This is a genomic window from Vibrio sp. 378 (assembly GCF_033339435.1).
This window is the reverse complement of the sequence record NZ_JAWOUO010000030.1, coordinates 1-9,742: the sequence shown is the minus strand read 5'-3', so window position 1 is coordinate 9,742 and position 9,742 is coordinate 1. Positions and strand designations below refer to the sequence as shown.

The 9,742-nt window shown below is 48.0% G+C and carries 10 protein-coding genes and 1 pseudogene; 5 read left to right on the top strand and 6 right to left on the bottom strand.

Annotated features, from left to right (window positions below):
- Positions 1-6 precede the first annotated feature (6 nt).
- Positions 7-2,328: a Tex family protein gene (locus tag R7Q48_RS23410; protein ID WP_158157106.1), complete on the top strand. Its 2,322-nt coding sequence runs from the start codon at positions 7-9 to the stop codon at positions 2,326-2,328.
- Positions 2,329-2,432: 104 nt separating this feature from the next.
- Here R7Q48_RS23410 and R7Q48_RS23405 read toward each other — a convergent pair whose 3' ends face one another.
- Positions 2,433-2,897 (bottom strand): hypothetical protein, encoded by a 465-nt coding sequence (locus R7Q48_RS23405; protein WP_005379316.1) that lies wholly within the window; start codon positions 2,895-2,897, stop codon positions 2,433-2,435.
- Positions 2,898-3,021: 124 nt separating this feature from the next.
- A complete protein-coding gene (bioH, locus tag R7Q48_RS23400; RefSeq protein ID WP_005384724.1) occupies positions 3,022-3,789 on the bottom strand; it encodes a pimeloyl-ACP methyl ester esterase BioH in 768 nt (255 codons plus the stop codon).
- An 84-nt stretch (positions 3,790-3,873) separates the two neighbouring features.
- On the opposite strand from bioH, the gene R7Q48_RS23395 reads away from it, so the two are divergent.
- The 4 genes from R7Q48_RS23395 (at position 3,874) to cysQ (ending at position 6,899) form a co-directional block, all read left to right on the top strand.
- Positions 3,874-4,599, top strand: a complete 726-nt coding sequence (locus R7Q48_RS23395; RefSeq protein WP_213874599.1) for a ComF family protein — start codon at positions 3,874-3,876, stop codon at positions 4,597-4,599.
- A gap of 97 nt (positions 4,600-4,696) precedes the next feature.
- Positions 4,697-5,281, top strand: coding sequence for a Fe-S biogenesis protein NfuA (gene nfuA / locus R7Q48_RS23390; protein ID WP_005379313.1), 585 nt, complete (start codon positions 4,697-4,699; stop codon positions 5,279-5,281).
- 176 nt (positions 5,282-5,457) lie between these two features.
- Complete coding sequence (nudE, locus tag R7Q48_RS23385) at positions 5,458-6,027, top strand: ADP compounds hydrolase NudE (protein ID WP_005379309.1); 570 nt, start codon at positions 5,458-5,460, stop codon at positions 6,025-6,027.
- Positions 6,028-6,071: 44 nt separating this feature from the next.
- Entirely contained in the window at positions 6,072-6,899 is an 828-nt protein-coding gene (cysQ, locus tag R7Q48_RS23380; protein ID WP_005379308.1) for a 3'(2'),5'-bisphosphate nucleotidase CysQ, read from the top strand.
- Positions 6,900-7,201: 302 nt separating this feature from the next.
- Here the strand turns inward: cysQ and R7Q48_RS23375 are convergent, their stop codons facing one another.
- The 4 genes and pseudogenes from R7Q48_RS23375 to R7Q48_RS23360 all read right to left on the bottom strand — a co-directional run.
- Complete coding sequence (locus tag R7Q48_RS23375; protein ID WP_213969809.1) at positions 7,202-7,963, bottom strand: type II secretion system protein N; 762 nt, start codon at positions 7,961-7,963, stop codon at positions 7,202-7,204.
- Between the two features lies 1 nt (position 7,964).
- Positions 7,965-8,456 carry a type II secretion system protein M gene (locus R7Q48_RS23370; RefSeq protein ID WP_005383002.1) on the bottom strand — a complete coding sequence of 164 codons (492 nt, stop codon included), beginning with the start codon at positions 8,454-8,456 and terminating at the stop codon, positions 7,965-7,967.
- A gap of 7 nt (positions 8,457-8,463) precedes the next feature.
- Positions 8,464-9,666, bottom strand: coding sequence for a type II secretion system protein GspL (gene gspL, locus R7Q48_RS23365; protein ID WP_165401605.1), 1,203 nt, complete (start codon positions 9,664-9,666; stop codon positions 8,464-8,466).
- Positions 9,635-9,742, bottom strand: a pseudogene (locus R7Q48_RS23360) (type II secretion system minor pseudopilin GspK); the annotation flags it as partial. The gene gspL and the pseudogene R7Q48_RS23360, both read right to left, overlap by 32 nt.

Sequence of the window (9,742 nt, the reverse complement as noted above, 5' to 3'; positions counted from 1 at the left end):
ACACGGATGAGCCAAGCTATCTGTCGCATGATTGCTCAAGAACTGAATGTTCGCCCAGAGCAAGTCAACGCCGCTGTCACCCTAATTGATGATGGCAACACTGTCCCTTTTATTGCACGTTACCGCAAAGAGGTGACGGGCGGCCTTGATGACACCCAACTGCGTACTCTAGACAGCCGTCTGTCTTACCTTCGTGAACTGGACGATCGCCGTCAGACCATCCTGAAATCGATCCAAGAGCAAGGCAAACTTACGCCTGAGCTAGAACAAGAGATCACTCAGGCAGACAGCAAGACTCGTCTTGAAGACTTGTACCTACCTTACAAACCAAAGCGTCGCACCAAAGGTCAGATCGCGATTGAAGCCGGTCTTGAGCCGCTCGCAGACCAGCTTTGGAATCATCCACAAACTGAGCCAGAAAACGAAGCAAGCAAATACCTTGATGCAGACAAAGGCATCGCAGACACCAAAGCTGCATTGGATGGCGCTCGCGCGATCATCATGGAGCGCATCGCAGAAGACGCAAACTTACTGGAAAAAATTCGCAACCACTTAAATCGCAATGCGGAACTGGTTTCACGAGTCGTTGAAGGCAAAGAGCAAGAAGGCGAGAAGTTTAAAGATTACTTCAACCACAACGAGCCCCTAAGCAAAGTGCCATCGCACCGCGCACTGGCGATGCTACGCGGCCGTAACGAAGGCTTCCTGACATTGGCGATGAACGCTGATCCAGAACAGGAAGAAGGCGCTCGTCAGTCTTACTGCGAAACGATTATCGCCGACCATTATGGCGTAACGCTAAGCAGCGCACCGGCGGATACCTGGCGTAAGCAAGTGATCAGCTGGGCATGGCGCATCAAAGTATCGATGCACATGGAAACCGAGCTAATGGGCGCAATGAAAGAGCGCGCTGAAATCGAAGCGATTGAAGTATTCGCCACTAACCTAAAAGACTTGTTGATGGCAGCACCGGCTGGCCCTCGTGCAACACTTGGTCTAGATCCGGGTCTGCGTACAGGTTCAAAAATCGCGGTTGTCGACTCAACAGGTAAAGTGCTTGCCACCGAAACCATCTACCCTCACCCACCACAAAAACAATACGACAAGTCAGCACAAATCGTTGATCAGTTGGTGCGTAAGTACAACGTGGATTTGATTGCGATTGGTAACGGCACGGCTTCACGTGAAACCGACAGCTTTGTCGCAGACGTCATCAAACGTGGCAACCTGAAAGTTCAGAAAATCATCGTGAGTGAAGCGGGTGCATCGGTTTACTCAGCGTCTGAGCTTGCAGCAAAAGAGTTCCCGAATATGGACGTATCACTGCGTGGTGCAGTGTCGATTGCACGTCGTTTGCAAGATCCATTGGCTGAACTCGTGAAAATTGATCCTAAATCTATTGGTGTGGGTCAATACCAGCACGATGTAAGCCAATCTATGTTGGCAAAACGCCTAGATGCGATTGTGGAAGACTGTGTAAACGCGGTTGGTGTTGATGTGAACACTGCTTCTGCGGCGCTACTGACGCGCGTAGCAGGCTTATCAAGCACCATCGCGCAGAACATTGTCGACTTCCGCGATGAGAACGGCCGCTTCGAAGCACGTACAACCTTGAAGAAAGTACCTCGTTTAGGTCCTAAGGCGTTCGAGCAGTGTGCGGGCTTCCTGCGTATTATGGATGGTAAGAACCCACTTGATGCGTCTGCGGTTCACCCAGAAGCGTACCCAGTGGTCAAAGCGATTTCTGAGAAGAACAACAAAGATATCAAAGCACTGATTGGTGATTCAAGCTTCCTTAAAGGTCTGCATGCGGTCGATTACACCGACGATAACTTCGGCGTTCCAACCATTACAGACATCATCAAAGAGCTGGATAAGCCGGGTCGTGACCCACGTCCAGAATTCAAAACGGCGACGTTTGCAGAAGGTGTAAACTCGGTATCTGACTTGGAACCGGGCATGATTCTAGAAGGCGTGGTGTCTAACGTAGCCAACTTCGGTGCCTTCGTTGATATCGGCGTTCACCAAGATGGTCTTGTGCATATTTCTGCACTGACAGATCGTTATGTGTCTGACCCACGTGAAGTGGTGAAAGCGGGCGACATCGTCAAAGTGAAAGTGATGGAAGTTGACGTGCAGCGTAAGCGTATTGGTCTATCGATGCGTATGAACGACGAACCGGGTCAAGACAACCGCAGCCAACGCTCATCAGCAGCGCCACGTCATAATGACCAACCGCAGCGTCGTCAGCCTCGCCGTGATGATTCGTCATCGAACAGCGCGATGGGCGGTGCGTTTGCTGCAGCGTTTGCTAAAGCGAAAAAGTAACCTTACCTAGGCTTCACCGCTAACGAGCTTTCATAACTAAAAAGAAAACGCTCCAATCAGTCAACCTGCTTGGAGCGTTTTTGTTTGAGTAGGATATTGAGTCGTCATAATACTGCTATCACTTCTGACGGGGTATGGGGAGCGACTGCATGACCATAATGAAACTTGATCACCTTCCTGCGCTTTTCCATTAATCCTTCATTGATCGCAGCATCCAAAATGCGCTTTGGTAAGCGAAAGCGGATCGCGTAGCCTTTCCCCTGGTCTTCACTATACGATTTGAGCGCAAGCAAACTAAAAAGCCGTTCTAGTGTATCTTCCGGCTCTTCTTGATAACGCGTGTCGACTTCCGTTTCCATATCATAATCAGGATGCTCTGAAGGATCCCAAGAAGACTGACGTCGGCGCTTGTCGTCACCTTTTACTTTTCGCTCTGCATTGGTTTTGGCCAATGCGACCGTTGGCGTTACAGGCTCTCGGACTTTATTGTCGCGAGCTGCTTGTTCCGTCTGCACATTCACGGATGGGGCGATCAGTGGTACACTTACGTTGGTCGGTGACACAATCATTGCGAACCCTCCTCAGAGTCGCCCAACTCGTCAATATGGCTTAGCTTTATTGGCTAATAAAACCTCACCAGCCTTTATATCGACCACTTTTTAAACAACTTGAGGTATTTCCGCTCGTACTTGCTCAATCGTGAGCAAACTCTCGGATTTGAACACAAAATTCGTCATGTTCGGTGATAAAAGGCGCATGAGAGGACTGATTAAAAACAAACTGCTGGGTATGAGGTAACTGTTCACTTAAATCGTTAGCTACTTTAATTGGCACCAACCCATCTAAACGGCCATAAAGACGCAACATTGGAACAGAAAGAGACGTCAACGCATCGCGCAGATCCACATCAGCAAGGATGTTTAGCCCAACCAACAGCGATTCAGGGTTTGGCTGAGGGCGCGATAGTACCGCTTGCTTGAGCTGTTTAACGTCTTTACGCGCTGATGGGCTGCCCATCGCTTGCAACGCCATAAAGCGCTCAATGGTCAGTGAGAAATCTTCTAGCAACTGAGAGGTAAACGCACTCAGTACATTCGGTTGAATGCCGCGCCACGGTTTTTCTGCGGCAAATTTAGGTGAGCTGGCAACCGTAATCAACTTAGCCACGCGCTCGGGCATATTTAATGCCACATGCGTCGCCACTAAACCTCCGAGGGACCAACCAAGCCAAATCGCTTTCTCTGGCGCACCTTGCACCACCAAGTTAGCAATATGGTCTAAATCTTCAGCATGAGATTCGGCGCTATGTCCGTACCCCGGAAGGTCAACCACATGAACTCGGAAATAAGGTTGAAGAGACTCGACTGTCTGCTGCCATACCGCACCATTCATGCCCCACCCATGAAGTAACACCAAATCTGGTCCCTGACCAAATGACTGCCAGTGTAATTTCGTGCTCATGCTCTCAATCTCTCCCACTTATTTTATTCCCTACGGCTTCAGCCAAACGTTAGGCTGAGTAAAATATCACCATGAATAAACGCTATGTTATCTCATCACTGGCAAAACATCATGCATCGCGTATTGAGCAGTCAATGCGGCCTGTGTCGGTTCCCTATTCAAACACCAAGCCACACAAATACTCTGCGCTGGTGCGAGCACTGTTTAAAATACCTAACTCCGGTAAAAAGATGTCAACGCTGCGGTTTATCATTACAGAAAGAAGAAATGAGTACGGATAGTATTTGTGGTGAATGTCTTTCAAAGCCACCGCCATGGCAAAGGCTATACACGTTAGGCGATTACGACTTTCCCCTTTCACGGGAAGTACAACGCTTTAAAGATCACGGAGAGTCTTGGCATGTAAAAGCATTAACCGAGCAACTGGCACAGCGCATCACCACGCCAGCTCCAATCATTACCAGTGTGCCATTGCACTGGCAGCGTTACCTGCGCCGGGGTTTTAATCAAAGTGATGTTTTAGCCCGACACCTCGCCAAGCAATTGCAGACTAATTTTGATGCGAAGGTCTTTCTTCGAGTAAAGCTCGCCCAATCACAGCGTGGTAATACCAAAACAAGCCGTGAACAAAACTTAAAAGGCGCGTTTATTCTCAATAAGCGCCCTCACTCTTCCCATGTTGCCATCGTCGATGATGTAGTCACCACAGGCAGTACCGTCCGACAATTATGTCATTTACTACTTGAAGTTGGCGTAGAAAGCATCGATATTTACTGCATCTGCAGAACACCTGCTCCTCGTTCTCTCTAGATCGCTTCGCCATGCCTTAGCATCAAAAAGACTAGACCCATACGTCAACAAGAGTAGAATAGCAGCAGTAACCTACAAATTTACTCGGGTATTCGTCGTGTCAAATATTACTATTACAGAAACTGCGCAAACGCATTTCGCTAACCTTTTAGGTCAACAACCTGAAGGCACTAACATTCGTATTTTCGTTGTGAACCCAGGTACACAAAACGCTGAGTGTGGCGTGTCTTACTGTCCACCAGAAGCAGTAGAATCGACCGACACTGAACTCTCTTACAGCGGTTTTTCAGCTTACGTGGATGAGCTAAGCCTGCCATTCCTTGAAGACGCTGAAATCGATTTTGTTACCGATAAAATGGGCTCTCAGCTAACGCTAAAAGCACCTAACGCTAAAATGCGTAAAGTTGCGGACGACGCACCACTGGTTGAGCGCGTTGAGTACGTTATCCAAACTCAAGTGAACCCACAACTTGCTGGCCACGGTGGTCACGTAAACTTGGTTGAGATCACTGAAGACGGTGTTGCGATTGTTGCATTTGGTGGCGGTTGTAATGGCTGTTCTATGGTTGACGTAACACTAAAAGAAGGCATCGAGAAAGAGCTGCTAAACCAGTTCATTGGTGAACTAACCGCAGTTCGTGATGCTACAGAACATGACCGTGGTGATCACTCTTACTACTAAGAGTAAACACTGTCAGAAAATGGGAGGCTTCGGTCTCCCATTTTTGTATCGATACTGAGGTGATGCTGAGATGCTTAGCTCGACTCGTAAAATCCGCTAGAAACTCAGGCGGAGTTCTCATATATTAAGAATCTTACGCATCTCGTAAACGCCAACGACACCAAGGAGCCAGCGTCATGCCGAAACGAACCCCACCAGAGATACTCTCATGCCAGACGGTTGCAAAATCCAAACTGTTTGCTGTGGAAGCGCTCGACCTTCGTTTTTCCAATGGTGAGCACCGTACTTATGAGCGTATGAAGCCAAGTGGACGAGATGCTGTAATGGTAGTCCCTGTAACAGAACAAGGCGATTTATTACTGGTGCGTGAATACGCCGCTGGAACTGAACGTTACGAGCTAGGTTTCCCAAAAGGGCTGATTGACCCAGGAGAAACACCACACCAAGCTGCGGATCGTGAGTTAAAAGAAGAAATCGGCTTTGGCTGTAATCAGTTAACCCCGTTGAAACAAGTTATCCTCGCGCCATCTTACTTTTCGAGCAAAATGACTCTATTTTTAGGACAGGCGCTTTATCCAGAGAAGCAAGAAGGCGATGAGCCTGAACCACTGGAAATTGTGCGTTGGCCACTTGCGCAAGCCGAAGAGTTATTAACTCACATGGATTTCTGTGAAGCACGAAGCATCACAGCGCTAATGTTGGCACTGAAACACTTACCAAACACCACTCACAAGCATAACCAATAACGGTCATTAGAACCGAATAACACTGTGAGTAAGGACTATCACTTATGCCAATGACAAAAGATCTATCTCACCTACTTCCTCAAGTCATCGAGATTGCCCGCAGTGCTGGGCAAATGATCCTCGAGATATATGAAAAGAAGCAATACGAGGCCTACACCAAAAGTGACGAAACTCCCGTAACAAGTGCAGATATTGCAGCTCACAAGTTCATCACAGAACGCTTGAGTGATCTGACGCCTGACATTCCCGTGTTGTCAGAAGAAGACGCAGACATAAGCTTAGAGCAACGCGCTCAGTGGGAACGTTATTGGTTAGTCGACCCTCTTGATGGTACTCAAGAATTCATCGCTCGCAGTGGTGACTTTGCCACTATTATCGCGTTGGTCGACAACAATCGACCAACCATGGGCGTCGTTTACGGTCCTGTATCTGGCGTGACTTACTACGCTTATAATGGCAAAGGCGCCTGGAAAATTCCCGACATGTCGGACAGCGTCAAAATCCATACACACAAACACGAACAGCCAGAGCAAAGCATCGCAATTGCTATTAGTCGTCGCCAAGACATCAATCGTATTACTAACCGTATGAGCAGCGCCTGGAATTACGACTTAATACCGCTCGGTTCTGCAGCATTGAAAGCATGCCTCGTCGCGGAAGGGGCGGTAGATTGCTATCTCCGACTAGGTCCAACAGGTGAGTGGGACACCGCTGCGACACAATGCATTGTTGAAGAAGCTGGCGGACGTATTCTCAGCACGCAATTAGAACCGCTGTCATATAACGAGCGGGAAACACTAGAAAACCCGAATTTTATTGTTCTTGGTGATGCGGATTTACCTTGGAATGAGATTTTACAACGCAAAGATTAAGCGCCCTATCGGTAAAATTTAGAGCACAAAATTCTAGCAATAGAAAGGCCACGAATATCTTCGTGGCCTTTTCTTTTTGACCTTCTGTACAGCACTTGGAGTATTTAGCCTACTATGTTCCAATTACTTGCAAAGCTGAACAAAAGAAACAAATCAATTAAAAATCATGGCTTTAAACTTTCACTCATTCCCAATCAAGATCGAATGTACAGCGAATAGAGGTTTTAGCTTACGATGATCCAAAAGCAAAAAGAGCTGCACAATAGCAGCTCTTTTAAGATATTGGATTTTGTCACGATAGGTTAGAAGCGCCCTTGGTAATTAAACTCATATTGACCTTGAGCATTCGGCTTACCCAACCATTTCAGTTGCTCCCCCATGCTGGATGGGAACTCTGCACCAGGTTTGAACCACGCTTTGGTTGAGTACCGTTGATTAGGCATCAGTTCAGCGGAAAACGCCGCAGAGACTTGTTTGCTGCTCTGCTCACCAGTTGCCGTCAATACACTATCCTGACAGTTTATATCGGCAATCACAGGACCGAGATCTAAGCTGCCAACGGGGCTTTGAATACCACTGGCATTCCATACTAAAGTGCCTTCACCGTTCTTACACCAAGGCGCAGCATAAGTCGCATGACGAATATTCAGCTCAAGCTGCCCATCAACACCAACAGGCACAGGGAGGCGCGCTTGCTCAACAACTTTTACCGCCGGAATCGAGGCAACTAAGTTTTTGGCATAAGGGCCATCACTTAAGTTATAGCCGACAAAACCGCGCCCACGAACGTCCATTTCACTACCACGACCAAAGCGCACAGCAAACTCCGCTTTACCTGTCAGTAGACTCGACCATTGGAAATCCCAATTAACTTCTCCAAGGTTCTGGCGCTGCCAACGAATACTAGAAGCTTGACCTTGCCATACCGAACCGTTGGCTCCTTGAATGTCCAGGCCTCTCACTGTTGGTGCTTGTTGTAACACCCAAGAGACTGGTAATCCCATTAAAAGACTGACTGAAAAAAAGACGATAAAGATAACAACGTAAAGTACTGCTCGCTTCACCTTAACCTCGCTTAAACTGAAGGCGGTTTACATCGATCATGCCCGCTTGCTCTGTTCGGTCGATATCTAAAAATTCGACTTCAATACCCTGTTGCTCTTTCAAGTAACGTAACCAATCCACTAGTTGATTAAACGCGAGTGGTTTGATCCACACTTGAACGCTCTCATTACGAGGTTGTACGCGAATCAACTCAACTTTATAACGACGAGCTGAAGAAGAAACCAACTGATTCAACGGTTGACTAGAGTAGCTCACACCGCTGCTTTTTCGCAGTGCAGTGATGCCATCCGCTTTATCTTGTACCCAAGCTAGCAACTGTTTTTCGCTTTGAATACGTGACTGAGCTAGCTCCGCACGTTGGCTCATTGGCTGTAATAAACCCCAATAAATAATACCGATAACGGCAATAGCGCCACATCCCATGACCAAACGCTGCTCACGCTGCGAGATGCTGCTCCACCAAACCTGAGCTTGAGAAATTAAGTTTTTCATCATCACCTCACAAACGCTTCAAAACAAAGCTGCCAACCACAACGTTATCGCTACGGTTCAACTGACCTTGCTCAACATTAAACTTCTCTGCCAATTTCACACGAGCCTGCTCAAAAGGTTGGAAGTCTGAACTACGAGCCTGAATACGTACTTCGCCACGTTGTCCGTCGTATTTAAAGCTAGTGATCTCCAAGTCGCTGACCTGACCAAGCGTCGCGGGTAATGCTGCCAACCATGACAACATTGCCTGCTGACCACTTCCACCAGATAAGCGGCGCTCTTCATCATCCATTTGTCGTTTGAGGTAACTAACGGTAGGAATGCGTCGTTTATTTGGGAACACCTGGCGGAAAATACGCTCACTCTCCTCACGATACGCTTGAGCTTGTGCTTCGTACTTGTGGACCACGAGCAACTGCTGCGCAACCATGACGACGATAAGCACCCCCGCAGCAATGGTGGCTTTTTGCCAGAGCTTCCAGTATTTACCCCAAGAAGATTTCGGCTTGAAGATCCCAGTCAGCAAATTGACTTTGCTTTCTGTCACCCCCTTCGCCAGTAAAGCCATCGTCATTTCTTCTGGTTGCGGATCCCATATTTCAGGTAACGCAGATTCCGGGACCGAGCTAAAGCAATCGAGCTTCCAACCTTCATGATTTTGTAGATAAGAAGAGAGGTAAAGGTCTAACCAAGAAGCGTCGACAACCGCGCCCTCTGTCGCAGAGTGACGAATTAGCCATTGCTCGCCAATCATTGCAGCACTGCTGTGATCTCCACGAACCGGTAACGCAAGCACATCGGGTAAAATGCGTTTAATGGCGATACCTTGGCTTGAGAAACGTTGCAGTACAGTCTGAATCCAAGCACGTTCAACTGCGCAAATCTGCGCTTTATCCGCTTGTTTACCCAACACGCTAAAGTGCAGGCCATCAACGTCCTGAGCAACTTCGTCTTCCACTAAGTACGGTAACATAGCCTCGAATTGGCGTGTTGCACCAGGTGGTATATCCACTTGCGTCAGGACTACATCATTACTCGCCAGCAGCGCCACAACTTGGCGCTGACCAGCATATGAGACCAACTCATCTAAGTGTTCCCATCCGGCGATTTCACCGCTAGCAATCACTTCCTGTTGATCTGTCGACCACACCACCCAAGGAATGGTACTTTGTTGTTCGCTACTCAGCCGAACGGTCAGAAACTCGCTCACTGATCCCTCCAAAACGACGGCGAACTACGGTCACCGTTTCTCTATTTGTACTTTGCAAAAGGCTTCGGATACGTAC